Genomic DNA, 25923 nt, shown 5'->3' with positions numbered 1-25923 from the left:
AAGATCGGCGGGCACAGTAATGTTAAGATCTACTCTGTCTAGTTCATAAATGGCATCTAAACCGTGTTTGTTTGATGGAGAATGTAGGCCAATGATTAGTTCTGTTTTGCCCTCAATATCTGTACTTCTGAGAGATAGATTTCCACTGGGTTCCTCTATTGTTTTGATTTTTCTTCCAATACCTCCAGTGGTCCCATTTTCCCAAATTGTAATGGAATAGTTTGAATCCAATTTATTATGAGAATAATTGTAAGAGATAGATTGAGTGGACTCATTATACCTTTTTGGATTGATGTCGATAGAGTCCCGAAAAGACACGCCGAACTCAACAACTGATCTTATTCTTCCCTGTTCAGCGATATAAGAGATGTTGCGATTGGCCTTCGAGCCACTCTGATTATATCTCGTAACATTTGTTGTATCAATATTATCAATGTGAAGATCAAATCGACCGGGGCTAGAAATTGCCGAATCAGATACAACGACGGTCGCATTTTGGCTATTTGGGTTTTCTATGTATACATCAGAATACACTGAGTTTTTCTCAGCATCTATCCAATAGGATGTTGTGTTGTGGTCTAGCCTCGCTCCAGCTTCAACAAGCTCTCCGACATGAATCTTAACCGGCTCGTTGGCGTCAAGAACCTCAATATTGGTGATTGATTGTTGCTGCTGAGTTCCAACTTCAAGATCGCTCGCACTATCCACGTCCCATAGTTGCCCGGAAGCTGTGGGTGTTCCTGAAGCAATTAATAGCACAACGCCAGCGATCACGAAGCAAGCGACGATACCGGCCGTCAACCATCCAAGCGATCGCGTCCCCATCATAGCGAACGAGCCACGGATGTCAGAGCGATCGCTCTCGGGGCGGCGCGGCGTCGGTGCTCAACCCGGCCCCACGAAGCGGCTCCTGTCACACCGCGGGATCTCTCACTCGGGCCGATCGCTTATAAGCGGCTTACGGACGTGAAAGCTTCCGTCTGGAGAAATAATCGCACGACAACGGCGCGACGCAGTCGAGTGACAGTCGAGGAAACGCGGAGGTGTTACCGGAGACGGGCAGGATGGGGCTGGAGGCGGGAAACGACGGGGCGAGTCAGTGTTCGACCGCTTCCATCATCGAGAGCAACTGATCGGACTGGTCGACCTGTTCCGGGTGGATGCCGGCCACCGCGATCACGTCTTCGCTGTCCGCGTCGGCCGCGGTGTGTTGGACGGTAGCGATGTACAGGAGGACGGGGATGTCCTCGACGGAGCCGGTCGAGTTGCCCGCGCCCTCGACCTCCGCGCTGATCGTCGTCGCGAAGACGGAGACGGTGGTCTCTTCGCCGAGTATCGTCCGAGTCTCCTCGCCGCGCGACTCGATGTCGTCCGTTTCGATGTCGGCGTTCCCGCCGCCGACGTCCTGCTGATTGATCTGGTCGAGGAGCCGCTGGATGAGGTCCGCGCCCTCGACCCTGACGAGCGGGTTGACCGACTGTCCGGCGACGGAGGCGTTCGGGGTACTCGCCACGAACAGCGCCGACTGAGTCGTCGGGTTGGAGTACCGGGCGACCCACGTGGTCGCCGTCACCCGCGCGTTCACGCCAGTGACGTTGAACTCCCGGTCGATGGTGTACGACTCCGGCTCCGATCCGGTGTAGCCGTCCACGTACGCGCTCTCCGGTACTTCTGCCGGCTCCGCGTCGAACTCGTAACTCCCGTCTTCGCCGGCACACCCAGCGAGCGCGACCGACGTCGACGCCGCGAGTGCCGCGAGCAGTCCGCGTCGTTTCATATCTTGAAGTAGGCGTGTACGCTTCTTTAAGCCTATCGGCGCGGATATCGGTCGCGAGAACGCCGCGGCCGAAGGCACAAAGTTCACGTCGTGGCGTGTGCGACGTGAGGCAAATGGAACGCCGAGGGCAAACCGGGCTGGTGGAAGCGCTCTTCCTGGACGTGATTCGCCTCCACGAGACGTGGATGGAGGTCGTCTTCCCGCGACAGCTCGACCCGAGCGCGGTCTTGGGCAAGTGGAAGCCCGAGACGACCGTCCAGTCGGTCGGCTACTACCTCTGGGCGGTGCTGGGCGCGCCTTTGGTCACGGTCACGTACCCGCTGTTGTTGGTCGGCTTCGCGACGCGCTACTACGCGGCGAAGCTCGACTCGGCGGTCACCCGCATCGGCGTCGCCGGCGCGGTCCTCGTCGCCGCCGTCGTCTGGGGCGGACTGACGGTCGTCACGCACCTCCAACTGCCGTTCGACGCCGTGATCGCGGTCGGCGCGGCCAGCGTCGTGGCGGTCGTCTCGGCCGCTCTGGCCGCCGGCTTCTCGAAGGTCGGGGGGCGGTTCGTCAGCGTCCTGCTCGCGTATCCGTTCGCGATGACCGCGCTGTTCCTGCCGCCCGTCGTCGCCGCCCTCGTCACGCCCACGTTGGAGGAGCTGATCCTCCCCCCGAGCTACGAACTCGCGCGGTGGATCCTCGACACGTTCCTCTCGGTCGGCGGGATAAACGAGGTGCTCCGTGGCGCGTTCGACCTCGAGACGTTCGGCCAGCAGTGGGGGCTCCCCGGCTTGGGGTACGTACTGATGTGGATCGGGATCTCGGTGCCGCTCGGGTGGTTCCTCGGCCTGCTCGTCGCGCTGGCGAACCTGATCCGGCCGGCCGACGACGCCTGAAACGCGCGGCACCGGACGGCCGCGTCGGTCGACGGAGCGTTCAGTCCTCCGGGTCGTAGTTTTCGCTGGCCGCCTCGAACGCCGACGCCGACCGTTCCGTCTCGCGGCGTCGCTCGCGTTCCGCGATCGCCTCGGGGTCCGGGCTCGCGTCGTCGTCGATCCGGGCGATCGAGTCGTGTACCTTCGCGTGACACCAGCGACAGAGTCCGACCGTGACCTCGTGCGAGTCGTCGCCGCCGTACGAGAGGTGATGCTCCTCAACGAGCGGCCGCGACTCGTCGTGCGCCAGTCGCACGTCCGCGAGCCCGCATCGGACGCAGGACTTCGCGTCGGTCGTGGACCGATAGTGCGGGCACGCGCGCCACTCGCCGTCGGGACCGACGTGACAGTCGTAGCCGTCGGCGCGTCTCTCGGCCGCGAACGCGGGGTCGTCTCCCGCCCGGGTCAGCGCGAAGCGGCACCGACCGTCGTCGGTGAGGTGGTCGCAGACGCCCGCGACCGCGTACGGGTCGTCGACGCCGACGGGGGTCCCGTCCGGGGTGCGCTCCATACCGGGCGGTGGGGGCGGACTCACTTCAATTCGGTCGCCCGGTGCGGTCGGGACGGGCAGGCCGGAAGGGCGCGGTCGGGACGGGCGAGCGGGGAGAGCGCGGTCGAAGCGGTCGAGCGGGGCCGGCGCGAGCGACTCAGACGAGGCTCGCGCCGTCGAAGTCCGTGCGGCCGTAGTCGACGTCGAGGAGCCGGAGGAGCGTCGGCGCGACGTCGAGGAGGTCGGCGTCCTCGACGGTCACGTCCGGGTGGTCGACGAACAGCGCGGCGTCGTCGAAGGCGTGCATCCCGGTGCGGGGGCCGTCGGAATCGAACACGCCGTCGTGGGGACGGAACCCGGACTTGAGGTCGAACCCGTCGTTGGGGAGGACGACGAGGTCGGGAGCGATGGCGTCGTGGTCGCCGCGGAACACCGTCTCGCGGTCGACGACGCGGTCGGCGACCGGGTTCCCGTCGGGGCCCGTCCACGACTCCAGCGCCTCGCGCAGCTCGGCGCGCGTCTCGTCGTACTCCGACTCGGGGACGACGCCGTCCGGCTCGCGCCCCTTCACGTTGAGGTAGAACCGGCCCGGCACGAGCGAGTACGCCCGGGTTTCGTCGTCGATGTCGGCGAGCGCGTCGTGGTCCTCGTCGGCGTAGGAGAGCCACCCCTCGCGTTCGAGCCACTCGTTACAGTAGACATCGTGGCGAAGCCGCCTGAACCCGTGCGTGGAGCCCACGACGAGCGTGACGTCGCTCGGGAGCGCCTCGCGGATCGACCCGATGTGTTCGTCGAGCGCGGCGTGGAACGAGAGCAGCTCATCGCGGTACGGTCCGCGGTCCTCGTAGTCGCCCCACAGGAAGTGGTTGACGCGGTCGGGGGCGGTGAAGACCCCGACGAAGAGGTCCCAGTCGTCGCGCTCGACGTACCGCTCGAAGGCCGCGGCGCGGGCGTCGAGCGTCGCGCGGGCGTGCTCCAAGAAGGCCGTCTTGTCTTGCTTGTGTCCGAGCTTCGCGTTGACCGACAGCCGGTAGTCGCTGTCGGTGAGGTACTCGCGGAGCTCCTCGGGGTGCGCGGCCGCGTCGAGGTCGGGCGAGAGGTAGCCCGAGACCATCCGCTGAACGGTTCGCTGCGGCGGGAACGTGACGGGGACGTTCATGACGGTCGCGTCGAGCCCCGCGTCGGTCGCCCGGTCCCAGACGCGGGGGATCTGGACGTCGCGTCCCATCGGCACGTACGTGTCGTAAGAGCCGACCTCGCGGTCCTGAAACCCGTAGACCCCCGTCTCGCCGGGGTTCTTGCCCGTCGTGAGCGTCGGCCAGCACGCGCTCGACTCCGCCGGGACGATGCTGTCGATCCGTCCGCCCTCGCCGTCGTCGGCGATCGCCGACAGCGTCGGGAACGTCTCCGGATTGTCGGCGACGGCCCGGTACGAGAGGCCGTCGATCCCGATGAACGCCACGCGCGGCGTGTCGTTCCCTCGCAGCCGGTCGAAGAGGCCCATACACACCCATCCGCGGTCGTAGGCAAAAGGATTGACATCGGCGGTGGGGGAATCGGCGGCGAGACCGGACACCCACGTATCCAAGCGGTCGCGGTAGGGGGCGCGAACGATGAGTGAGGGGCCCGTTCGAGTGGCCCCCGCAGACGACGACCGCTTCGCCGCGGCGCTCGGGAGGATTTTTGTCCGTGACCCGCGGAGGGGTTCGACATGGAGACCCGACGCGCGCTGCTCGTCGACGCGTTCACCGCGGAGCCGCTGGCCGGCAACCCCGCCGGCGTCGTCCCCGACGCGGAGGGGTTGAGCGACGGTCAGTTGGCCGCGGTCGCCGCCGAACTCGGTGCCTCGGAGACCGCGTTCCTGACCGACGGGGACGACGCGGCCGACGACCGGCTCCGCTACTTCTCGCCGACCACGGAGGTCGACCTCTGCGGGCACGCCACGATAGCGACCTACGGATCCCTGTTCGCCGAGGGAGCGATCGACGGCGGCGAGCGCACGCTCCGCACGAACGTCGGCGACCTCGCGGTCGCGGTCGACGACGACGGCACCGTCTGGATGCGGCAGCAGGCCCCGAGCGTCGAGGTCGTCGACGTCGACGCCGGCCGCCTCGGCGAGGCGCTCGGAGTCGATCCCGCGGCGCTGCGCGACGTCGGGGCGGACCTCCCCGTCGCGGTCGCGTCGACCGGGCTGCCGTTCCTCGTCGTCCCGGTGAACTTCTTAGAGCGGCTGGGCGAGGCCGACCCGGACGACGCGGCGGTCGAGCGCCTCTCGGAGGAGTTCGACGTCGCGGGCGTGTACGCGTTCACGTTCGACGCGCTCGACGCCGACTCGACGCTCCACGGCCGGGCGTTCGTCCCGTCGCTCGGGATCGCGGAGGACCCGGTCACGGGCACCGCGAGCGGGGCGGTCGGCGGGTACCTCCGGCACGTCGACGCCTTCGACGGGGACGAGCCGGACGAGTTCCGGTTCGAACAGGGCCACTTCCTCGACCGACCGGGACACGTTCGCGTGCGCGTCGGAGGGGACGGCGTCCGCGTCGGCGGCCGCGCGTCGGTCGCGCTCGACGGCGAGATCCGGATTCCCGACGACGAGGACGACGAGATACTCGAGGCGTGAGCCCGCGCCGCAGACCGAACGTTTAGGATCGCTCGCGACGTACGAGCGATATGGAGTTCGACCTTCCACGCGCGGCAGCGGTCCTCGTACTGATCGTCGCGATCGGCGCCGGCGGCCTCATCGGGGCGGGGATGATGCCCCTCCAGACGACGCTGATGATGGTCGTCCCGTCGATGCTCGTCTTCGGCGCACTCGCGTTCGCGATCGGCGTGAAACACGGCGAGTTCCGCTCGGCGCACGCCTGATCGCGGATCCGTAACGAGGCGACCGCACGCGGTTCGGCATCACGACTCGGATCACGACCCTTTTGAAACCCGCCCGCGAACGCGGAGCCGTGCTGCCCGGGTCGCCACTCGTCGAACTGCTGTTGATCGCCGGCGGCGTCGCCCTCCTCTACGCCGGCGCGGAACTGCTCGTGGCGGGCGCGAGGGACCTCGCGCTCGCCGTGGGACTGAAGGCGTCGACGGTCGGCGTCACCGTCGTGGCGTTCGCGACGACGGCCCCGGAGCTCTTCGTCTCCCTGCTCGGCGCGGTCACGGTGTCGACCGACATCGGCCTCGGCGCGATCGTGGGCTCGAACATCGCGAACATCGGCCTCGTGTTGGGGGTGTCGGCGCTGATACGCCCGCTCGACGTCTCCGACACGGTGTTTCGCCGGGACGTCCCGTTCATGGTGCTGGCCGCGCTACTGTTGGTCGGTCTCGGCTGGGACGGGCGGATCGGACTCGTCGACGGCGTCGTGCTGCTCGGGACGCTCGTCGCGTTCACCGTCGCGGTGCTGCGACGCGTTCGGGAGAACCAGTCGGAGATCACTGACAGCGAGCGGGACGAGATGCCGGACGCGAAGGGCCGCGACGCCGCGATCGTCGTCGCCGGGATCGCGGCGCTCGTCCTCGGCTCGCGCTGGCTGATCGACGGCAGCGAGTCGCTGCTGGCGGCCGCCGGCTTCTCGGACATCTTCATCGGACTCACCGTGCTGGCGCTCGGCACGTCGCTGCCGGAACTGGCGGCCAGCGTCGTGGCCGCGGTCCGCGGCGAGGCGGAGTTCAGCGTCGGCAACGTCGTCGGCTCGAACATCTACAACGTCCTCGCCGTCATCGGCATCGTCGCCGTGGTGACCCCTATCAGCGTCGCCCCGGACGTCCGCGGCTTCGAGTTTCCCGCGCTGCTCGCGTTCACGGCCGTCGTCGTCGGCATCATGGCGTACAGCGAACGGATCACCCGGGTCGACGGCGTCGGCCTCACCGTCGGCTACGGGGTCTTCGTCTACCTGCTGCTCCCGTAGCGGGGGAGGGCGGAACCGGGTCGACGCGGCCCGACGGAGCCGGGTCGGTAACCGGAATCGACGGCTATTCGGCCGCGGGCGGCGGAGTCCGTGTCGTGATAGCGATCGTCGTCAGCCGGGCCGACAGCGCCTCGGCGCACATCGGCGAGCGGCTGCTGGAGGTCGGCGACTGGGAGGCGCGCGAGGACGAGTCGCGCCCCGACGCCGACGGGGGCGGAACGTACTACCGGACCGACGGGTTCGAGCTCCGCGAGTTCGACGAACTCCACATCCGCCTGTCGGACCCGACCGCCGCGTTCGACTGCGACCCCGCGTTCCTCGCGTTCGTCTCAAGGCACTCGGGGGAGACGGGCGAACTCCTGACCGCGCACGTCACCGGGAACTTCGGCGGGGCCGAGTACGGCGGCGACCCCGAGTCGCTGGCGCGGGCCGCCCCCGGCGCGGAGAAGCGCGTCGTCGAGGCGCTCGCGCGACACGCGCCGGAGGGGTACGAGGTCGGTATCGAGTGTACGCACCACGGGCCGACGGCCGTCTCCGTCCCGTCGCTGTTCGTCGAACTCGGCTCCGACGAGCCGCAGTGGGCGGACGCCGAGGCCGCCGCGGCGGTGGCGCGGGCGGTCCTCGACCTCCGCGGGACGGGCGCGGACCTCGCCGGCGATGACCTCGGCGACGCCGGAACCGAGGCGCGCCCCCGCCACGTCGTCGGCTTCGGCGGCGGCCACTACGCGCCGCGGTTCACCCGGATCGTCCGCGAGACCGAGTGGGCGGTGGGTCACGTCGGCGCGGACTGGGCGCTCGCCGACCTCGGCGCGCCCGCGGCGAACCGCGACGTGATCGACGCCGCGTTCGAGCGGAGCCGCGCCGACCGCGCGGTGATCGACGGCGACCGCCCGGAACTGACCGAGGTCGTCGAGGACCTCGGTTACCGGGTGGTGAGCGAGACGTGGGTGCGCGAGGTCGGCGACGCTCCGCTCCCGCTCGTCGAGCGGTTGGAGGCGGCGATCGGTCCGGTCGACGAGGGGCTGCGGTTCGGCGCGGTCGTCGACGAGGCGGCCGGGGCGTTCGGGGCGGTCAGCCCCGGCGAGGAGACCGGGGCGGTCGCGGACGCCGATGACGGCGCGGACGACGACGCCGGCTCCGGGGCGGCGGTCCGCGTCCGCGACCTCCCGGCGGAGCTGCTCGCCCGGGCGCAGGGGCTCGACGCCGGGGCCGCGCGGGAGGCGGTCGAGCGGGTCGCCGTCGCGTTCGACACGGAGCAGGGCGGGACCCGCGCCGCCGGCCGCGTCGCGTTCGCGATCGGTCCGGGGACGCCCGGGTACGGCGACCTCGTGACGGGGCTGGCGGAGGTGCTGGAGGCCGACTACGACGCGGTCGAGGTGGCGGCCGACCGGAACGCGGTGGTCGCTCGAACGGACGCGTTCGATCCGGCGCTGGCGGCCGAGCGGAGCGTTCCGGAGGGGCCGGCGTTCGGGCGGCTCGCCGACGGAGAGCCCGTCGAGGTCGACGGCGAGACCGTCGAGCCGGGAGAGGTGTCGCGGACGCGGACGGACCGGTTCCCCGTCGACGGGCGCGCGCTCGACTGATTTATAAGCGGCGTCGCCCCCGGGGAATGCGGGTGTGATAGCCGTACACTCGGTGGTCGGCCGCGAACGCCGGCGATTTCGGCGTCCGACCTGCGTCAGACGATCGGGCAAAAATAAATACGTCCGGGTCGCAACGACACGACATAATGGACTCTATCGTTGAGGACGCCATCGACGAAGCCGAAGAGGCCCCCGCAGAGGACGCCGGGGGAGCCGGCGAGAGCGCCGCCGGAGGGAGCGCCGGCGCGCCGCCGCAGACCGGGACGATGACGGACGACGAGCTACAGGACGTCCTCCAAGACCTCCAGACGAACATCACGGTCGTCGGCTGCGGCGGAGCCGGCGGCAACACGGTCAACCGCATGACCGAGGAGGGGATCCACGGCGCGAAGCTGGTCGCCGCCAACACCGACGTCCAGCACCTCGTCAACATCGAGGCCGACACGAAGATCCTGATGGGCCAGCAGAAGACGCAGGGCCGCGGCGCGGGCTCGCTCCCCCAGGTGGGCGAGGAGGCCGCCATCGAGTCCCAAGAGGAGATCCAAGACGCCATCGACGGCTCCGACATGGTGTTCGTCACCGCCGGGCTCGGCGGCGGCACCGGGACCGGCTCGGCCCCGGTCGTCGCGAAGGCGGCCCGCGAGTCGGGGGCGCTCACCATCGCCATCGTCACGACGCCGTTCACGGCCGAGGGCGAGGTCCGACGGACGAACGCCGAGGCCGGCCTCGAACGGCTCCGCGACGTGAGCGACACGGTCATCGTCGTCCCCAACGACCGCCTGCTCGACGCGGTCGGGAAGCTCCCCGTCCGGCAGGCGTTCAAGGTGTCCGACGAGGTGCTGATGCGCTCGGTGAAGGGGATCACGGAGCTGATCACGATGCCCGGCCTCGTCAACCTCGACTTCGCCGACGTCCGCACCGTGATGGAGAAGGGCGGCGTCGCGATGATCGGGCTCGGCGAGTCCGACTCCGACTCGAAGGCGCAGGACTCGGTGAAGTCCGCGCTCCGCTCGCCGCTGCTCGACGTCGACATCTCCGGCGCGAACTCGGCGCTGGTGAACGTCACCGGCGGCACCGACATGTCCATCGAGGAGGCCGAGGGCGTCGTCGAGGAGATCTACGACCGGATCGACCCCGACGCCCGGATCATCTGGGGGACCTCGGTCGACGACGAGCTCGAAGGGGAGATGCGCACGATGATCGTCGTGACCGGCGTCGAGTCGCCGCAGATCTACGGGAGCAACGGCGAGCCTCCGGAGGGCGGTGCCTCGCCGAACGACGTCGAGGACATCGACTACGTGGAATAGGCGTCGGTCGGGGCGCGTCGGCGCTCGTACGCCGCCGGCGACGCGCGCTGTGCCGGTCCGGGGCCGCATCAAAAGGTAAAAACCGTCTCGTCTCGAATCCGCTGGTAACATGGACGTTCCGTACGATCTCAACAGCTACATTCGGGTGCTGAAGCTGGCGAGCACGCCGAGCACCGACGAGTTCTTCCAGGTGTCGAAGATCGCCGGCGCGGGTATCCTGCTCATCGGGTTCATCGGGTTCCTGATCTTCGCGATCATGAGCCTGCTCCCGGGGGTCGGCGCGTAATGCCGATCTACTCGGTCAAGACGACGGCGAGTCAGGAGCGCACCGTCGCCGACATGCTCGCCGAGAAGGAGGCACCGGAGATCCAGGCCGTCATCGCCCCCGACCAGCTCACGAGCTACGTGATGGTCGAGGCGACCGACGGGACCGCGTTCGGCCGCATCCTCGACGAGATCCCGCACGCCCGCGGCGTCATCCAGAGCGGCGACGGGCCCGCCGAGAGCCCGTTCTCCGAGGTCGAGCACTTCCTCTCGCCGACCCCGGACGTGGAGGGGATCGGCGAGGGCGACATCGTCGAGCTGATCGCCGGCCCGTTCAAGGGCGAGAAGGCGCGCGTCCAGCGCATCGACGAGGGGAAAGACCAGGTGACCGTCGAGCTGTACGAGGCGACCGTCCCGATCCCGGTGACGGTCCGCGGCGACCAGATCCGCGTCCTCGACAGCGAGGAGCGGTAAGGTCGCTGGCCGGCCGAGCGGCTCGGCCGGCGGTGACGGAACGCCTCCCGGCCCGGCGATCTGACGCCGGCGTCGCACGCAACGACAAGGGCTTTATTCGACGACGACGGACCTCACGGATATGTTCGGCCACGGCGTGCCGGCGGTGTTGAGCGTGATCTCTGACACGTTCACGTTCGCGTGGATCGTGGCGATCCTCTTCGCGACGGCGTGGCTGCTCGACAGCCGCGGGCTGGCCGCGGGGCGCACGCTCGCGGCCGCGACGTGGGCGCTGTTCGGGCTCTTCTGGCTGTCGACGGTGCCGTACTTCGCGCTCGAACACCAGAGCTACGTCGAGTCGATCCTCGCGCTCGTCGGGTTCCCGGCGAGCGTGTACGCGGGATACCTCCTCTACGACGGACGGGCGTCGCTGTTCACGCTCACCCGGGCCATCGCGATCATGCTCTTCATCTACCTCCCGTTCGAGACGATCCCGGCCTTCACGCTCGCCGGCGTCGCGGTCCCGGAACCCCGTCGGATCCTCATCGAGGTCGTCGCGACGCAGACCGGGGCGCTCATCGACCTCCTCGGGTACGCGCCGGAGGCGGTGACGAGCAGCGAGGGATACCAGGCGGCGTACTCGTGGACCCTCGACGACGGCCACACCGTCGTCATCCACATCGTGTTGGCGTGTACGGGGTTGGGGAGCATGGCCATCTTCGGCGGGCTCGTGGCCGCGGTCGAGGCTCCGATCGCCCGGAAGCTCCGCGCGCTCGCGGTGTCGATCCCGCTCATCTACGTCCTGAACATCCTGCGGACGACGTTCATCTCGGTGGTGGCGGGCAATCAGTACATGCACTGGTACCCGGACCTCGTGTTGACGATGTTCGGCGCGACCGACCCGTACCGGGTCTCCTTCCTGGTCTCCGACCGGATCATGAGCCAGCTGCTGGCGGTGGTGGCGCTCATCGCGATCACCTTCCTCGCGGTCCGGGAGCTCCCCGAGCTGGCCGTCATCTTGGAGGACGTCCTCTACCTCCTCACCGGCGAGGAACACGACCTGACGGAGGCGCTCGACCTCCCGCGCGAACCGACGAACCGGTAGCGCCGGCGCCGGGACCCCGGTCGCTCGTGAGTCTATATACCGCTATATAGCAAACTATAGCCATACCGGTCGGGTACGGGCGATCATGGCTCCGAGGACGCGGGACGGACCGCCGGGCTCCGGCCGCGGCGTGCGGCGCGGGGGTGAACGGCGGTGCTAGACGGAGTCGACCCGTTCGTCTACCTGGAGACGAACGTCGCCAAGCTGGTGTTGGCGACCGCGCTCGGCATGTTCCTCGGGCTGGAGCGGGAGTGGTCACAGAAGTCCGCGGGGATCCGGACGTTCGCGCTCGTCAGCCTCGCGGCCGCGGTGTTCTCGCTGCTCGACGAGCCGGGGTTGCTCGTCGTCGGCGGCGCGCTGGTGGTCGCCAGCGCGGTGCTGCTCGCGGTCCGGAGCTTCGTGGAGCCCGACGTCGGCGGGCTCTCTCTGACCACCTCGGCGTCGCTGCTCGTCGCGTACGGGGTCGGCGTGCTCGTCGCCGAGGGGCTGTTCATCGAGTCGGTGACGGTGGCCGTCCTCTCGTCGCTGCTGCTCGTGTTGAAGCGGGAGCTCCACCAGTTCGCGTGGGGGCTCTCGCGCGAGGAGGTCCGCAGCGCGGTGGAGTTCACCATCCTCGCGTTCGTCGTCTTCCCGCTGTTGCCCGCGGAGACGGTCGACCCGTGGAACGCGGTCCAGCCGCGGCTCGTCTGGTCGCTCGTGGTCGCGGTCAGTGCGATCGGCTTCGTCAACTACGTATTGGTGAAGCGGTACCAAGGCCGCGGTTACGCGGTGACGGGCTTCTTCGGCGGGCTCGTCAACTCGACGGCGGTCGTCGCCGATGATGGCCGAGCGCGCGAAGGGACGGGCGGACCTCGGGGAGATCGCGGTGGGGTCGATCCTGCTCGCGAACGCCGCGATGGCCTTCCGGAACGCCGCGGTGGTGGCCGTCTTCGTCCCCGAGGCGGCGCTCGTCGTCGGCGCGCCGCTCGGCGCGATCACCCTCACCGGGGTCGGCGTGGCGGTGTGGCGCAGCGACTGGCGCACGTCGATGGAGGCGGATCTCACCTCGCCGTTCAGCCTCCGGAACGCGCTCACCTTCGGCGCGCTCTTCCTGATCGTACTGCTCGTCTCCGCGGTCGCCGAGCGGGCATTCGGCGCGGGCGGATTCGTCGCCACCGCCTTCCTCGCGGGGCTGGTGTCGTCGGGGACCGCGACGACCACGGCCATCTCGCTGCTGGGGACCGGCCAGATCGGCGTCGACGCCGCGGTCGCGGGCGTGGTCGCCGGGACGGCCGCGAGCATCCTCGTGAAGACCGCGTTCGCGGCGAGCATCGCGCGGGAACTGGTCAGGCCGGTGTTCCTCTGGAACCTCCTGTTGATCGCCGTCGGCGTGGCGGCCGGGCTCCCGCTGTTGCTGTTGTGAGCGGCGTCGGCCGCGGCGCGTTACCGGTCCGGACGGGCCCGCGTCAGGAGAGGTGTTCGGCGATGTCCGTCGAGGACATCATCCCGACGTAGTCGCCGTCGACGACCGGGAGGTGTTTCACGCCGTACATCGTCATCATCGCGGCGACCTCCTCCAGCATGAGGTCGGGCGTCACCGTTTCGACGTCCTCGGTCATCACGTCTCGGACCGTCGTCGCCTCGGGGTCGCGCCCGTCGGCGACCGCCCCGACGACGTCGCTCTGCGTGAGGATACACCCCCCGCCGGTCGTCACGACGAGCGCGCTGATGTTCTCGTCTCGCATCCGCCTCGCGGCGTCCCGGAGCGGGGCGTCCGCGCCGATCGTCTCCAGCGGCGTCGACATCACGTCTTCGACGCGGGTCCTGTCGTCGAGATCCATGCCTCGACGTGTGTTATCTCGTGTCATTACTCTTCCGGAACGCACAACCGGCGGCGTCGACCGGCCGACCGATCGGGCGGGCAGGTGGCGGGCCGGAGTCGGGACGCGTCACCCGACCCGCGAGAGGTACGCCGTGAGGTCCGTCGTCGACACCATCCCGACGGGTTTCCCGCGGTCGTCGGTCACGGGGAGGTGGGTGTAGCCGTGCGCGGTCGGCTCCGCCAGCTCCGCGACGGTGTCCCCGCGGCCGACGGTGACCACGTCGGTCGTCATGAACGCCTCGACCGGCGTCCGGTCTTTCGGGTCGTTGTCGCGGACGAGGGCGACGAAGTCCGTGGCGGTGATCAGCCCGGCCAGCGCCCCGTCGGGCTCGACGACGAGGATCGAGCCGACGCCGGTCTCGCGCATCTGCTCCGCCGCGTCGGCCGCGTCGGCCCCCCGCTCGATAGTCGTCAGCTCGGTCGACATGAGTCGGTCCACGGGCACATCATTCATGCCGCGTGGTAACGTGGGCCGCGGTAATCAAGCGTGCGGTCGGTTCGGGACGGTCCGCGCCGCGACCGCGAGTGGCTCGCTCGTCGGCGAGAGATTCACTCGTCGGCGAGGGACTCGGGGGCTCCGGCGAGGCCGATGAGGGCGTCCGCCTCGACGTGGTGGAGGTCGCCGGGGATCACGAGCAGGTGGAGCGGGTCGCCGAACTCGCGGTCGGCCAGCGCGCTCAGCCGGTCGGCCGCGACGACCGCGTCCGGGGAGCCGGCGCGCGCGACGACGACCGCGAGCTCGTCGCGCCAGCCGTCGGCGAGCAGGCCCGCGGCGACGTCCGCGGTCATGTACTCCTCGTGGTCGGGGTCCGGGCCGGTCGGGCCCGTCCCCACCTTGATGTCGAGGTAGACGACGGTGTGGAGCCCGCGCTCCCGGTTCGCCTCGATCGTCTCGACCACGCTCCCCGGGACGTCGTCGCCGCCGTGCGCGTACGGGAACGGGAGCGTCGTCGCCTTGCCGAACCGGTAGTTCTGGAGGCCGGTGAGGCTCGACGCCGCCGACTGGGCGGTGACGCCGTGGATCACGCGCGTGTCGATCCCGCGCTCCTCGGCGCGGAGGCGGAGGTCGGTGTGGGTGGTCGAGATCATCGTGTCGCCGGCGGTGAGGAACGCGGCGTCGCCGGACTCGGCCGCCGCGAGTATCGCCTCGGGGTCCTGCTCGACCCCGGGGCGGTCGCGCACCTCGACGTCGACGCCGTGGTGCGCCTCCAGGTCCGCGACGTCGGCACCGACCAGCCGACTGGTGTAGAACTCCGCGAAGACGCGGTCGGCCTCGCGTATCGCCTCGCGCCCCTCGACGGTGACGGAGCGCTCGTCGTAGAGGCCGAGTCCGATGAACGTGAGCATGCGAGCGCTCGGCGCGCGGCGAAGTAAAAGGGCGCGGAACCCTCGCCCGGTGGTGTGCGAAAGTTTGACACCCTAATAGACCTTCATCATTGTCCCTTGGGATTCCATAGCAAGCCCTAAGAGGGAACCAGCATAACTTCGGACCACGAGGCCCACTCGGGCTCACATACCACTATGACTGACGACGAACTCATCTGGCGGATTTCGGGGGGATCCGGTGACGGGATCGCTTCGACCAGCCAGAACTTCGCGAAGGCCTTGATGCGATCGGGGCTCAACGTCTTCACGCATCGCCACTACCCGTCGCGGATCCGCGGCGGTCACACGTACACCGAGGTCCGCGCGTCGGCGGGCCCCGTCGAATCCCGCGGTGACGGGTACAACTTCCTGCTCGCGCTCGGCGACTCGTTCGCCCGCAACCCGCAGGAGGAAGCCGTCTACGGGAACGAGGAGATCAAACCGCTCTCGGAGAACTTGGACGAACTCCGCGAGGGGGGCGTCATCATCTACGACGAGGGGCTGCTCGACGCCTCGGAGATTCCGAACTTCGAGGAACGGGTCGAGGAGAACGACTGGCACGTATACCCTCTCGACCTCCGCGGGCTCGCCCGCGACATGGGTCGCGAGGTCATGCGCAACACGGCCGGCGTCGGCGCGACCTGCGCGCTGACCGGCATGGAACTCGACCACGTCGAGGACCTGATGCGCGACGCGATGCCGGAGAAGATCCTCGATCCGAACCTCGAGATCCTCGAGACCGCCTACGAGCAGGTCCAAGAGGAGTACGACGTCGACGCGCCCGACGTCTCCGTCCCCACGGGCGAACACGACGAGACGCAGCTGCTCATGTCCGGGTCGGACGCCATCGCCTACGGGGCCATCGACGAGGGCTGCCGGTTCATCTCCGGCTACCCGATGACCCCGTGGACCGAGGTGTTCACCATCATGTCCCAGAACCTGCCGAAGCTCGACGGGATCTCCGAGCAGGTGGAAGACGAGATCGCCGCGGCCGCGCTCGCGGTCGGGGCCTCGCACGCCGGCGTCAAGGCGATGTCCGGCTCCTCGGGCGGCGGGTTCGCGCTGATGTCCGAGCCGCTCGGGCTCGCCGAGATGACGGAGACGCCCGTCGTCCTCGTCGAGGCCATGCGCGCCGGTCCCTCGACCGGGATGCCGACGAAACCGGAGCAGTCCGACCTCGAACACGTCCTCTACACCTCGCAGGGCGACTCCCAGCGCGTCGTGCTGGCTCCCGGCACCGTCGAGGAGGCGTACGAGCAGTCGCGGCTCGCCTTCCGGCTCGCCTACGAGTACCAGATCCCGACGATCCTCCTGTACGACCAGAAGCTCGGCGGCGAGCTGAAGAACGTTCCGAAGAGTCACTTCGACCGCGAGCCGAACCCGACGCTCGGGAAGACGCTCTCGGAGGACGCGCTGTCCGAGCAGCCCCACAGCGAGGACGGGAAGTTCCACCGCTTCCAGCACGACGTCGACGACGGCGTCTCGCCGCGGTCGATCCCCGGCCAGAAGGGCGGCCGCTTCCTCGCGACGGGCAACGAGCACGACCCGACCGGTCACATCAGCGAGTCCCCGGAGAACCGGGTCGCGCAGATCGACCGGCGGGCCGAGAAGCTGGCGGCGATCCGCGACGACCTCGACACCGAGGACACGGGATCGTACGCCGGCCCCGAGGACGCCGAGTACGGCATCCTCACGTTCGGCAGCCAGCAGGGGACCGTTGAGGAGGCGGTCGGTCGCCTCAACGACGCCGGCGTCTCGGTGAAGTCGTACGGCGTCTCCGACATGCTGCCGTTCCCGACCGAGCAGGTCGAGGCGTTCGTCGAGAGCGTCGACGAGGTCCTCGTCGTCGAGATGACGGCGTCCGGACAGTTCCGCGGGCTCGTCCAGAAGAACCTCGGCCGCTACGGCGAGCGGCTGTCGAGCCTGTTGAAGTACAACGGGAACCCGTTCGAGCCGGCGGAGGTCGTCGACGGGTTCGAGGCCGCGATCGTCGAGGGCGACGGCGACGCCCCCGGCCACCAGACCACCTTCGTCCCAGCCGCAGGTGACTAACCAATGAGCACGTTTTCAGCGATCGGAGAGGAGCGAGAGATCGACCGCGACGAGTACACGCCCGGCGTGGAGCCGCAGCCGACCTGGTGTCCGGGCTGCGGTGACTTCAGCGTCCTCAAGGCGCTCAAGCAGGCGCTCCCGGAAGTCGGGCGGACGCCCGAGGAGACGCTGCTGTGTACCGGGATCGGCTGTTCGGGCAAGCTGAACAGCTACCTCGACACGTACGGGTTCCACACGATCCACGGGCGCTCGCTGCCCGTGGCCCGCGCCGCGAAGCTGGCGAACCCCGACCTCGAAGTGATCGCCGCTGGCGGCGACGGCGACGGCTACGGGATCGGCGGGAACCACTTCATCCACACGGCCCGGGAGAACCACGACATGACGTACATCGTCTTCAACAACGAGATCTTCGGGCTCACGAAGGGGCAGACCTCCCCGACCAGCCCGAAGGGCCACAAGTCGAAGACGCAGCCCTCCGGCAGCGCCAAGGAGCCGATCAAGCCGCTCTCGATGTCGCTCAACGCCGGGGCCTCGTACGTCGCCCGCACGGCCGCGGTGAACCCGAACCAGGCGAAGGAGATCATCACCGAGGCGATCGAACACGACGGGTTCGCGCACGTCGACTTCCTCACCCAGTGCCCGACCTGGAACAAGGACGCGCGCCAGTACGTCCCGTACATCGACGTCAACGACTCCGACGACTACGAGTTCGACAAGACGGACCGCGTCGAGGCCGCGGAGATGATGCGCGAGACCGAGGAGTCGCTGTACGAGGGCGAGGTCCTCACCGGCCGCTTCTACGTCGACGAGGATCGCCCCTCCTACGGCCAGGAGAAGCAGACGATCGGCGAGATGCCCGAGGAGCCGCTCGCCGAGCGCTACTGGGACGACGACTACGAGTGGGAGCGCTCCCACGACATGTTCCTCGACAAACACGCCTGAACGGAGTCGGTGGCCGTTCACGGCGCGGCGGGTTCGTTTTTTGATTCGCAAGGTATTTTTTCATTGGTGACAAACGTACTCGTATGAGCACGGTATCGACGGAGGAACGGATCCTCTCTGTGTTAGAAGAGGACGCACAGGCGTCTTGCGGGGAGATCGCCGAACGAGCCGACGTCTCGAAGCCGACGGTGCGGAAGTACATCGACCGCCTCGAAGAGCGAGGCGTGATCGTCGGCTACTCGGCGGAGGTCGACCCGAAGAAGCTCTCGTCGCAGTCGATCGCCATGGTCGGGATGGACGTCGACTCCGGCCAGTACGTGGAGGCCACGCGGGAGCTGAAGTCGCTCGACGAGGTACAGGCGCTGTACACCTCCTCCGGCGACCACATGCTGATGGCGGAGATCCGCGCCGGCAACGGCGACGAGCTCGGCGACGTCATCTCCGAGAAGCTGCTCGGCGTCGACGGCGTCACCGCCGCCCATCCCTCGTTCCTTCAGGAGCGACTGAAGTAGTCGGCGCGGAGCCGACCGTTTTTTCGACCGTCGCGCCCGCGACTAAGCGAGCGCGCGCGGGTCGGCGACGACGATTGACTCGTCGCCCGCCGGGCTGCGTCGAGTCCCGCGGGGCGCGAACCCGTGCGCGCTGAAGAACTCCTCCGCGCTCGGTCGATCGGCGGGGACCGTCGCGCGGAGCACCTCGACGCCCTGCCCGGCGAGCGCGGTCCCCACGCGAGCGAGCAGCTCGTCCGCCACTCCCTCGCCGGCGCGGTTCGGGTGGACCCACAGCGCCAGTAGCTCCGCCTCCGTCCCGTCGGGGTCGGGGTGTGCGATCGCCAGACCGACGGGCCCCTCCTGAGCGTGCTCCATCAGGAACGACCACTCGGCCTCGGCGGCGGCCTCGCGGACCCCGGCGGCGGACACGTCCAGTAAGGGCGCGCCGATGTCGTCGAACACCGACTCCTCGCGGGCTCGCGAGACCGCCGTTCGTAGGTCCTCCGCGTCGTCGGGCCGAGCCGCCCGGACATCCATGTTCGACCGTGAGTAAAGAACGCACCTATAGGTTTCGGGATGCGAATTGTTGCCACAGTATCGCCCGGGCGAGAACCGCGACCCGTCGGGCCAGAATCACGCGGGCGGGGTCGCTACGCGACGGGCTCGACGCCGATCGTGACCGCGACGCCTTCGACCGCCCACTCCTCGACGAGGCCGCCCTCCGCGTCGGCGGCGTCGCTCGCGTCGTCGAGCCACGCGTCGGCGCGCACCTCGCCGGCGATCAGGTCGGCGTGGTCGTCGACGAAGCCGGCGACGCGGTCGTCGTCGACCGCGACGCCGACGCGGATCCGCGCCTCCACGTCGAGGTCGAGCTCCTTGCGCATCTCTTGGATCCGGCGGATCACGTCGCGGGCGTACCCCTCCGACTCGATGTCGGGCGTCAGCGAGGTGTCGACGTAGACGGCGCCGCCCTCGAAGTCGGCCCCGGAGACGTGCTCCGGCGGCTCCGCGACGTACTCGACCATCTCGTCGTCGAGGTCGACGGGCTCGCCGTCGACGGCGACCGCGCCGCCCTCGACCTCGGCCCGGGTCGCGCCCTGAACCGCCTCCATGACCTTCTGGGCGTCGCCGCCGAACGCCGGCCCGATGGCGGCCATCTGCGGCTCCGCGGTCTCGACCAGCTCGTCGAAGGCGTCGGTGACGACCACCTCGCGGGCGTTGACGCGGTCGGCGATCAGCGATTCGAGCCGGTCGACCGCGGCCGCGACCGCCTCGTCGCCCGTCTCGACGACGACGCGCGGGACGGGCCAGCGGAGCTTGCGGCCGGCCTGCTGGCGCGCGTTCGCGGCCGCCTCCTCGATGTCGCGGAAGGCTGCCACGTCGCGTTCGAGGTCCGGGTCGCGCAGGTCGGCGTCCGGCTCGGGGTACGACAGCGCGTGGACCGTCGTCGCCCCGCCGTCGAGCCGCTGGTACATCCGCTCGGTCAGGTACGGCGCGATCGGCGCGAGCAGCCGGATCACCTCGTCGAGGACCGTCGCGAGCGTGGCGTACGCGCCGCGCTTCGAGGCCGAGTCGGTCTCCTCCCACATGCGGTCGCGGACCGCCTTGACGTAGAAGCGCGAGACGTCCTGCGTGACGAACTCGATCACGGCGTTGACGGCGTCGCTCACCTGATAGTCGTCCCAGGCGGCGGCGACCTCGGCCTCCACGGACTGGAGCCGCGAGAGCACCCACTTGTCGACGAGCTCGAGCTCGCCGTCGGCGAGGTCGGCGTCCGCCGGGTCGTAGCCGTCGAGGTCCATGTACTCCAGCGGGAACCGAAACACGTTCCAGAGGATGTTGAGCTTGCCTTGGATCTCGCCGAGCCCGTCCCACTCGAACGCGAGGTCGACGCCCTGCTGGTCGTGGCTGAGCAGGTAGGTGCGGAGCGGGTCGCGGCCGGCGCGCTCGATCGCCTCCTCCGGCGTGACGATGTTGCCGACCGACTTCGACATCTTCCGGCCGTCCTCGTCGTTGGCGAAGCCGTGCATCAACACCTCTTCGTAGGGGATCTCGCCGACCGCGGCGGTCCCCATGCCGAGCTGCGACCAGAACCAGCCGCGGGTCTGGTCGTGCGCCTCGATGATGAGGTCGGCGGGCCACAGTTCGTCGTGCGCGGCCTCGTCGCTCGGGTAGCCGAGGGTGCCCCACGTGGCGACCGAGGAGTCGAGCCACACGTCGAACACGTCCTCGACGCGGCGGTAGGTCGTCCCGTCCTCGACGATCGTGAGGCCGTCGACGGCGGGGCGGTGGAGGTCGATCGAGTCGGGGTCGACCGCCTCCTCGACGCGCTCGGCGAGCTCCTCGCGGGTGCCGATCACGATCATGTCCTCGTCGAGGCTTCCCGCCTCGGCGTCCTCCGGGACCCAGATCGGGATCGGGACGCCCCAGTAGCGCTGACGGGAGACGTTCCAGTCGGGCGCGTCCTCGATGAAGTCGCGGAACCGGTTGTCCCGGGCCCACCCGGGGTGCCACTCCGATTCCTCCATGTTGTCGAGGAGGTCGTCTTTCACGTCCGTGATCGAGATGAACCACTGGTCGGTGACCAGCTGGATGATCCCGGTGTCACAGCGCCAACAGTGGCCGTAGCTGTGGTCGACGGTGCCGTGCGCGAGCATGTGGCCGTCCGCGACCAGGTCCTCGATGATGTCGTCGTTGGCGTCGCGCACGAACTGGCCGGCGTACTCGCCGGCCGCCGCCTCGAACTCGCCGTTCGGCCCGACCGGACAGTGGACGTCGAGCCCGAGTTCGGTGCCGCGGTGGAAGTCCTCCTCCCCGTGCCCCGGCGCGGAGTGGACCAGCCCGGTGCGGTCGGCCTCGACGTAGTCGGCGGCGTACACCCGCCCGGCCCCCTCGAAGTCGGGGTACTCGGCGACGCGGTCGGCGAGGGGATGGTCGTACGCCCAGCCGACGAGCTCGTCGCCCGAGAGCTCCGCCTCGACCTCGTAGTCCTCGTAGCGCCCCTCGCCGAGCACGTCCTCGACGCACTCCGCGGCGACGTAGAGGAGCTCCGCTTCGCCCCCTTTCTCCGCGCGGACCGCGTTGTAAGTGAGCCCCTCGTCGACGGCGACGAAGGTGTTCGCGGGGATGGTCCACGGCGTGGTCGTCCAGATGACGAGGCTCCCCTCGCGGTCGGCGAGCGGGAACTTCACGTAGATGGAGGGGTCCTCGACGTCCTCGTACTCGACCTCGTTGTTGGCGAGCCCGGTCTCGCAGCGCGGGCACTGCGAGATGGACCGCTTCCCCTGCTCGACGAGCCCGTTGTCGGCGACCTCGGAGAACGCCCACCAGGCGGCCTCCATGTACTCCGGCGAGATGGTCTCGTACGGGTCCTCGAAGTCCATCCAGACGCCGATGGACTCGAAGTCCTCGTCCATCGCCGCCCGGTTGTCGAGGGCGAACTGCTTGCACTTCTCGATGAACGACTCCATCCCGTACTCTTCGATGTCCCGCTTGTTCTCGAAGCCGAGCTCCTCCTCGACTTTCACCTCGATCGGGAGCCCGTGCATGTCGTAGCCGGGGCGGTCGGTGACGCGGTGGCCGGTCATCCGCTTATACCGGATGACGGCGTCCTTCAGCGTCTTGTTCCAGGCGGTCCCGAGGTGCATCTGTCCGGACGTGTACGGCGGGCCGTCCACGAAGAAGAACGGCGGGTCGTCGGCGTGCGCCTCCTTCGCCGCCTCGTAGGCGTCGTGGTCGTCCCAGTACTCGTCGACCGCGGCCTCGACGTCCGCGGGCGCGTACTGGTCGTCGATCTGCTCCATACGCGTTGGTCTGCGCGCGCGTATTTGAATACGGCGGAGTCGTGGGAACGGTTCTGTCGACGCCGCGGCGGGGTCGTGAAGACGGTTCCGTCGACGCCCGTGTTCGAGCGCGACGCGGCCCCGGTGCCGGGGGCTCGGTCTCCGCGGCGGACCGGTACGGTCACGTTTATCAGGGTAATTAGCACATACCAATACCGCCGACTGCCGTCCGACTCGTCCATGGATGTCGCACGCTCGGCGCTCGTCGGCGCGACAGTACTCTGTATCGCGGTCGCCGCGACCGGTGGCGCGATGGCCGCCGACCCGGTGACGCTCACCGTCTCGGTGACCGACGAGGACGGCGACGCCGTCGGCGGCGCGACGGTCGAGGCGGCGTGGGAGACGGACGCGGGCGAGACGGGGACCGCCTCGGGCACGACGGCGACCAACGGGAACGTCCTGCTCGACGTTCCCGAGGGGTCGAGCGTCACGCTGCGCGTCGACGACGACACGTACGTCCGGAACCGACCCCTCCGGATCGCCAACGCGACCGAGTCGACCGTCGACCTCGGCGTCGCCCGGAGCGGGACCGCGACGCTGACCGTCTTCGACGGCGAGAACCGGACGCAGGCCGACGCGAGTGTCCGGGTCCGCGACGAGGACGGTCGGACGGTCGACCGCGGCGAGACGGACGACGAGGGCGTCTACGAGACGGCGCGCCTCGAGCGCGGTACCTACGAGGTCGCCGTGGTGAAGCCGGGGTACGTCGAGGTGGAGCGCGAGGTGGTGGCGGGCGCGAACGCGGCGGCGACGGTGTCGATAGAGCGGGGCACCACGACCCTCGACGTGCGCGCGCTCGACGACCACTTCGACCCGCCCGCTCCGATCGAGACGGGAGCGATTCAGGTGTCCTCGCCGGTGTACGACGGAGAGGTGAGCGTGACGGAGGGGTCGGCTTCGCTCACCGTTCCCGTGAACGTCCTGTACACGGTCGCGGTGGTCAAGGACGGGTACGAGGCGTCGCCGGAGCGCGTCAGGGTGGGGGAGTCGCCGGTGACCGCGAACGTCACCGCACAGCGGAACGCCGCCCTCTCCGTCACCCCGTCGAACGAGCGCGTCATCGTCGGAGAGACGACGCGCGTGACGGTGCGGAACGCCTACGACGAGCCGGCCGCGGGCGTGACCGTCGAGGTGAACGGCGAGGCCGTCGGCGAGACCGACGACCGCGGCGAACTCGAAGTGCCGATACGGACCGCGGGAGACCGGACGGTCGTCGCCCGGGACGGCGACACGGCGTCCGACCCGGTGACGGTGACGGGCGTCGACCCGTCGGAGGAGGACACCGGGAACGCTTCCGACGACGGGGCGGCGGGAAGCGACGGAGACGGGGCCGACGGCGGCGACGGGACCACCGACGACCAAAACCCCGGATTCGGGGTCGTCGCGGCCCTTCTCGCGGTCTTGTCGGTGGCCGTCGCGAGTCGAGTCCGCGGTCGATGAGGGTTGCGGCGCGGCGTCGGGCCCGGCGGCGGGCGGCGTCGAGACGGGTGTTCACCGCGGCGCGGGTCCGCCGCCGAAGTAGTCCGCGAGTCGCTCCGCCGCCTCGGCCGCGCGCGGCGTCACGAGGGCGAACCGGATCCAATCGCTGCGGGCGGTGCCGAACGCCTCGCCGGGCATCCCGGCGACGCCGGCCTCGTCGACCAGCCGCTTGACGTTCGCCATCGTGCCGGGGAAGTCGTCGAAGCGCGCGAGGACGTAGAAGGCCCCCTCGGGGCGGCTGTACTCCGCGCCGGCCGCGTCGAGAGCGTCGGTGAACGCCGCGACGCGGTCCGCGAGCAGGTCCCGCGACTTGGCGTAGTACTCCGGCGGCGTCTCGGCGAGCGCGTGGTACACCGCGTGCTGGGAGGGTCGCGCGCCGGCGACGTTCACCAGCATGTGCCGCGTCTTGGCGTCGCCGACGTGCGCCTCGGGGAAGATCCCGTAGCCGACGCGGAAGCCCGTGATCGCCATCGACTTCGAGAAGCCGCCGGTGACGACCACGCGGTCGGAGCCGAGCGCCAGCGCCGACTCGAACGAGCCGGAGAGGTCGAACCGGCCGTACACCTCGTCGACGACGACGAGCGCGTCGACCGCCTCCGCGACGGCGACCGCCTCGCGGACCGCGTCGAGGTCGTAGACGGCTCCGGTCGGGTTGTTCGGCGTGTTGAGAACGATGAGCGCCGTGTCCTCGCTCGCCGCCTCGCGGATCGCGTCGACGTCGAGCCCGCCGTCGCGCGTCGTCGGCACGAGCGTCGGCGTCCCGCCGAGCAGGTGGGTCTTCCCGGGGTAGTACGGGTACACCGGGTCCATGAGCAGCGCCTCGTCGCCCGCGTCGCGGTCCAAGGCGCGGGCCATCGCGAGGTAGTTCGCCTCGCCGGTCCCGTTAGTGACGACCACGCGCCCGGGGTCGACGCCCCGGCGCTCGGCGATCGCCTCGCGGAGTTCGCGGAGCCCCTCGCTCGGCGGGTACTGGAAGTCGGCGGGCGGGAAGTCGGCGTACTCGCGGAGCGCCTCACGGAGCGCGGCGGGCGGCTCCCAGTCAGGGTTGCCGCTCACCATGTCGATGACGTCGCCGTCGGCGGCCGCGGCGTACTGCATCACGTGGAAGAACTTCGGCTCCTCGTACTCCATACGGGCGGGTCGGGCGCGCCCGCCGTGGCTCTTTCGCCCGGAGCGCGCGTCGCAGCGGGGGACCGTCTCGACGCGGCGGCCGCCGCCGCGATCCGGTGGTTTGACTTACCGATGGCCGTTCTCCGAGACATGAACAAACGCGGCCACGTCCTCAACGGTCTGCTGCTCGCCTTGGGGCTCGGCTTCATCGTCGAACCCGGACTCGACGCCGCGACCGCGACGACGGTCGCCGAGATCACCGTCCCGGTCGTGTTGGGGGCTCTGTTCCCCGACGTCGACACGGCCTTCGGGCGGCACCGCAAGACGCTCCACAGCCTCCCCGTGCTGGCGGTCTTCCTCGCGTACCCGATCGTCTTCGGCAACCTCCAGTACGTGTGGATCGGCGTGTTGACCCACTACGTCCTCGACGTGGTGGGGAGCCGGCGCGGGATCGCGCTGTTCCACCCGCTCTCGGACACGGAGTACGGCCTGCCGAGCGGCGTGACGACGAGTAGCAAGTACGCCGACCTCGTCACCGTGGTCATCACCGCGATCGAGCTCGCGGCCTTCTGGGCGATTCACACCTACGTCGTCAACTTGGACCTGGACCTCTCCGCCGCCTCCGAGGCCGCGGCCGGCTTCGGACTGTGAGCGGCGCGCGGTAGCGACGCCGCTCGGCGGCGTCGATGGCTGCGGCCCGGGCGTCCGACCGTCGCTACTCGTAGACGCTCACGTCGTCGAACCGGCCCTCGTAGGCGACGTTCGACGGGAGCGTCGGCTCGTTGCCCGAGAGGAACATCCGGTCGAGCTTCGCCCACGTGTTCTCGTAGCCGAGGTGCGCGAACTCGACGAGCCCGCGGAGCTGGTGGCCGGCTCCGCCGCGGTGGATGACGGTTCGGGGTCGCCGCTCGCGGAAGGCGTCGACGACCGCCTCCTCGTCGGGGAGGTCGCCCTCGAAGGCCGTCCACGCCTCGCCA

The 25923-nt window shown here is 69.3% G+C and carries 23 protein-coding genes and 2 pseudogenes; 15 read left to right on the top strand and 10 right to left on the bottom strand.

What is annotated here, in order from left to right:
• Positions 1-1096: 1096 nt before the first annotated feature.
• Positions 1097-1777: a DUF6517 family protein gene (locus C464_RS07695; RefSeq protein WP_006113077.1), complete on the bottom strand. Its 681-nt coding sequence runs from the start codon at positions 1775-1777 to the stop codon at positions 1097-1099.
• 140 nt (positions 1778-1917) lie between these two features.
• Between C464_RS07695 and C464_RS07690 the strand changes: the two genes are divergently transcribed.
• Positions 1918-2658 carry a hypothetical protein gene (locus tag C464_RS07690; RefSeq protein ID WP_006113076.1) on the top strand — a complete coding sequence of 247 codons (741 nt, stop codon included), beginning with the start codon at positions 1918-1920 and terminating at the stop codon, positions 2656-2658.
• A gap of 40 nt (positions 2659-2698) precedes the next feature.
• Here the strand turns inward: C464_RS07690 and C464_RS07685 are convergent, their stop codons facing one another.
• Together C464_RS07685 and C464_RS07680 are read right to left on the bottom strand one after the other, a co-directional pair.
• Positions 2699-3208 carry a DUF7097 family protein gene (locus C464_RS07685; RefSeq protein WP_006113075.1) on the bottom strand — a complete coding sequence of 170 codons (510 nt, stop codon included), beginning with the start codon at positions 3206-3208 and terminating at the stop codon, positions 2699-2701.
• Between the two features lie 136 nt (positions 3209-3344).
• Positions 3345-4691: an alkaline phosphatase family protein gene (locus tag C464_RS07680; protein WP_006113074.1), complete on the bottom strand. Its 1347-nt coding sequence runs from the start codon at positions 4689-4691 to the stop codon at positions 3345-3347.
• A 207-nt stretch (positions 4692-4898) separates the two neighbouring features.
• Here C464_RS07680 and C464_RS07675 point away from each other — a divergent pair, with 207 nt between their 5' ends.
• From C464_RS07675 to C464_RS07635, 9 genes and pseudogenes are all read left to right on the top strand, one after another.
• Positions 4899-5807 (top strand): PhzF family phenazine biosynthesis protein, encoded by a 909-nt coding sequence (locus C464_RS07675; RefSeq protein WP_006113073.1) that lies wholly within the window; start codon positions 4899-4901, stop codon positions 5805-5807.
• Between the two features lie 50 nt (positions 5808-5857).
• Positions 5858-6052 (top strand): DUF7333 family protein, encoded by a 195-nt coding sequence (locus tag C464_RS07670; RefSeq protein WP_006113072.1) that lies wholly within the window; start codon positions 5858-5860, stop codon positions 6050-6052.
• A gap of 89 nt (positions 6053-6141) precedes the next feature.
• Complete coding sequence (locus tag C464_RS07665) at positions 6142-7092, top strand: calcium/sodium antiporter (RefSeq protein WP_006113071.1); 951 nt, start codon at positions 6142-6144, stop codon at positions 7090-7092.
• Between the two features lie 95 nt (positions 7093-7187).
• The gene (locus C464_RS07660) at positions 7188-8675 is read left to right on the top strand and encodes a D-aminoacyl-tRNA deacylase (protein ID WP_006113069.1); all 1488 of its coding nucleotides are present in this window, start codon (positions 7188-7190) and stop codon (positions 8673-8675) included.
• A gap of 146 nt (positions 8676-8821) precedes the next feature.
• Complete coding sequence (gene ftsZ / locus C464_RS07655; protein ID WP_006113068.1) at positions 8822-9982, top strand: cell division protein FtsZ; 1161 nt, start codon at positions 8822-8824, stop codon at positions 9980-9982.
• Between the two features lie 109 nt (positions 9983-10091).
• Positions 10092-10268 (top strand): protein translocase SEC61 complex subunit gamma, encoded by a 177-nt coding sequence (locus C464_RS07650; RefSeq protein ID WP_006113067.1) that lies wholly within the window; start codon positions 10092-10094, stop codon positions 10266-10268.
• Positions 10268-10720 (top strand): transcription elongation factor Spt5, encoded by a 453-nt coding sequence (locus C464_RS07645; protein WP_006113066.1) that lies wholly within the window; start codon positions 10268-10270, stop codon positions 10718-10720. The genes C464_RS07650 and C464_RS07645 overlap by 1 nt, the downstream gene beginning before the upstream one ends.
• Positions 10721-10841: 121 nt before the next feature.
• The gene (gene artA / locus C464_RS07640) at positions 10842-11804 is read left to right on the top strand and encodes an archaeosortase A (protein WP_006113065.1); all 963 of its coding nucleotides are present in this window, start codon (positions 10842-10844) and stop codon (positions 11802-11804) included.
• Positions 11805-11957: 153 nt separating this feature from the next.
• Positions 11958-13206 (top strand): annotated as a pseudogene (locus tag C464_RS07635) (MgtC/SapB family protein).
• A gap of 43 nt (positions 13207-13249) precedes the next feature.
• On the opposite strand, the gene C464_RS07630 reads toward C464_RS07635, so the two are convergent.
• The 3 genes from C464_RS07630 to dph5 all read right to left on the bottom strand — a co-directional run bounded on the left by C464_RS07630 (position 13250) and on the right by dph5 (position 15012).
• Positions 13250-13624: a CBS domain-containing protein gene (locus C464_RS07630; protein WP_006113062.1), complete on the bottom strand. Its 375-nt coding sequence runs from the start codon at positions 13622-13624 to the stop codon at positions 13250-13252.
• 108 nt (positions 13625-13732) lie between these two features.
• On the bottom strand, positions 13733-14119 hold the full coding sequence (locus tag C464_RS07625; RefSeq protein WP_049910952.1) for a CBS domain-containing protein: 387 nt from the start codon (positions 14117-14119) through the stop codon (positions 13733-13735).
• 95 nt (positions 14120-14214) lie between these two features.
• Positions 14215-15012, bottom strand: coding sequence for a diphthine synthase (dph5, locus tag C464_RS07620; protein ID WP_006113060.1), 798 nt, complete (start codon positions 15010-15012; stop codon positions 14215-14217).
• A gap of 174 nt (positions 15013-15186) precedes the next feature.
• On the opposite strand from dph5, the gene C464_RS07615 reads away from it, so the two are divergent.
• The 3 genes from C464_RS07615 (at position 15187) to lrpA1 (ending at position 18536) form a co-directional block, all read left to right on the top strand.
• On the top strand, positions 15187-17082 hold the full coding sequence (locus C464_RS07615) for a 2-oxoacid:acceptor oxidoreductase subunit alpha (protein ID WP_006113059.1): 1896 nt from the start codon (positions 15187-15189) through the stop codon (positions 17080-17082).
• A 3-nt stretch (positions 17083-17085) separates the two neighbouring features.
• A complete protein-coding gene (locus C464_RS07610; RefSeq protein ID WP_006113058.1) occupies positions 17086-18024 on the top strand; it encodes a thiamine pyrophosphate-dependent enzyme in 939 nt (312 codons plus the stop codon).
• An 83-nt stretch (positions 18025-18107) separates the two neighbouring features.
• Positions 18108-18536: an HTH-type transcriptional regulator LrpA1 gene (gene lrpA1, locus C464_RS07605; protein WP_006113057.1), complete on the top strand. Its 429-nt coding sequence runs from the start codon at positions 18108-18110 to the stop codon at positions 18534-18536.
• A gap of 42 nt (positions 18537-18578) precedes the next feature.
• Here lrpA1 and C464_RS07600 read toward each other — a convergent pair whose 3' ends face one another.
• Together C464_RS07600 and ileS are read right to left on the bottom strand one after the other, a co-directional pair.
• A complete protein-coding gene (locus tag C464_RS07600; RefSeq protein WP_006113056.1) occupies positions 18579-19052 on the bottom strand; it encodes a GNAT family N-acetyltransferase in 474 nt (157 codons plus the stop codon).
• Between the two features lie 113 nt (positions 19053-19165).
• Positions 19166-22318, bottom strand: coding sequence for an isoleucine--tRNA ligase (ileS, locus tag C464_RS07595; protein ID WP_006113055.1), 3153 nt, complete (start codon positions 22316-22318; stop codon positions 19166-19168).
• A 219-nt stretch (positions 22319-22537) separates the two neighbouring features.
• Here ileS and C464_RS07590 point away from each other — a divergent pair, with 219 nt between their 5' ends.
• Positions 22538-23797 (top strand): carboxypeptidase-like regulatory domain-containing protein, encoded by a 1260-nt coding sequence (locus C464_RS07590; RefSeq protein WP_006113054.1) that lies wholly within the window; start codon positions 22538-22540, stop codon positions 23795-23797.
• A gap of 51 nt (positions 23798-23848) precedes the next feature.
• On the opposite strand, the gene C464_RS07585 is transcribed toward C464_RS07590, so the two are convergent.
• Positions 23849-24967, bottom strand: coding sequence for a pyridoxal phosphate-dependent aminotransferase (locus C464_RS07585; protein WP_006113053.1), 1119 nt, complete (start codon positions 24965-24967; stop codon positions 23849-23851).
• Positions 24968-25096: 129 nt separating this feature from the next.
• Here C464_RS07585 and C464_RS07580 point away from each other — a divergent pair, with 129 nt between their 5' ends.
• Positions 25097-25597 carry a metal-dependent hydrolase gene (locus C464_RS07580; protein WP_006113052.1) on the top strand — a complete coding sequence of 167 codons (501 nt, stop codon included), beginning with the start codon at positions 25097-25099 and terminating at the stop codon, positions 25595-25597.
• Positions 25598-25661: 64 nt separating this feature from the next.
• On the opposite strand, the pseudogene C464_RS07575 reads toward C464_RS07580, so the two are convergent.
• Positions 25662-25923: pseudogene (locus C464_RS07575) on the bottom strand (PHP domain-containing protein); the annotation flags it as partial.

Origin of the sequence: Halorubrum coriense DSM 10284 (assembly GCF_000337035.1) — an archaeon.
GTDB lineage: Archaea > Halobacteriota > Halobacteria > Halobacteriales > Haloferacaceae > Halorubrum > Halorubrum coriense.
This window is presented reverse-complemented; position numbering and strand designations above follow the sequence as displayed.

Bases quoted from the DNA above. Each gene is read 5' to 3' on its own strand.
- C464_RS07695 (WP_006113077.1), bottom strand. From the start codon at position 1,777: ATGAAACGACGCGGACTGCTCGCGGCACTCGCGGCGTCGACGTCGGTC.
- C464_RS07685 (WP_006113075.1), bottom strand. From the start codon at position 3,208: ATGGAGCGCACCCCGGACGGGACCCCCGTCGGCGTCGACGACCCGTAC.
- C464_RS07680 (WP_006113074.1), bottom strand. From the start codon at position 4,691: ATGGGCCTCTTCGACCGGCTGCGAGGGAACGACACGCCGCGCGTGGCG.
- C464_RS07675 (WP_006113073.1), top strand. From the start codon at position 4,899: ATGGAGACCCGACGCGCGCTGCTCGTCGACGCGTTCACCGCGGAGCCG.
- C464_RS07670 (WP_006113072.1), top strand. From the start codon at position 5,858: ATGGAGTTCGACCTTCCACGCGCGGCAGCGGTCCTCGTACTGATCGTC.
- ftsZ (WP_006113068.1), top strand. From the start codon at position 8,822: ATGGACTCTATCGTTGAGGACGCCATCGACGAAGCCGAAGAGGCCCCC.
- C464_RS07650 (WP_006113067.1), top strand. From the start codon at position 10,092: ATGGACGTTCCGTACGATCTCAACAGCTACATTCGGGTGCTGAAGCTG.
- C464_RS07645 (WP_006113066.1), top strand. From the start codon at position 10,268: ATGCCGATCTACTCGGTCAAGACGACGGCGAGTCAGGAGCGCACCGTC.
- artA (WP_006113065.1), top strand. From the start codon at position 10,842: ATGTTCGGCCACGGCGTGCCGGCGGTGTTGAGCGTGATCTCTGACACG.
- C464_RS07630 (WP_006113062.1), bottom strand. From the start codon at position 13,624: ATGGATCTCGACGACAGGACCCGCGTCGAAGACGTGATGTCGACGCCG.
- C464_RS07625 (WP_049910952.1), bottom strand. From the start codon at position 14,119: ATGAATGATGTGCCCGTGGACCGACTCATGTCGACCGAGCTGACGACT.
- dph5 (WP_006113060.1), bottom strand. From the start codon at position 15,012: ATGCTCACGTTCATCGGACTCGGCCTCTACGACGAGCGCTCCGTCACC.
- C464_RS07615 (WP_006113059.1), top strand. From the start codon at position 15,187: ATGACTGACGACGAACTCATCTGGCGGATTTCGGGGGGATCCGGTGAC.
- C464_RS07610 (WP_006113058.1), top strand. From the start codon at position 17,086: ATGAGCACGTTTTCAGCGATCGGAGAGGAGCGAGAGATCGACCGCGAC.
- lrpA1 (WP_006113057.1), top strand. From the start codon at position 18,108: ATGAGCACGGTATCGACGGAGGAACGGATCCTCTCTGTGTTAGAAGAG.
- C464_RS07600 (WP_006113056.1), bottom strand. From the start codon at position 19,052: ATGGATGTCCGGGCGGCTCGGCCCGACGACGCGGAGGACCTACGAACG.
- ileS (WP_006113055.1), bottom strand. From the start codon at position 22,318: ATGGAGCAGATCGACGACCAGTACGCGCCCGCGGACGTCGAGGCCGCG.
- C464_RS07590 (WP_006113054.1), top strand. From the start codon at position 22,538: ATGGATGTCGCACGCTCGGCGCTCGTCGGCGCGACAGTACTCTGTATC.
- C464_RS07585 (WP_006113053.1), bottom strand. From the start codon at position 24,967: ATGGAGTACGAGGAGCCGAAGTTCTTCCACGTGATGCAGTACGCCGCG.
- C464_RS07580 (WP_006113052.1), top strand. From the start codon at position 25,097: ATGAACAAACGCGGCCACGTCCTCAACGGTCTGCTGCTCGCCTTGGGG.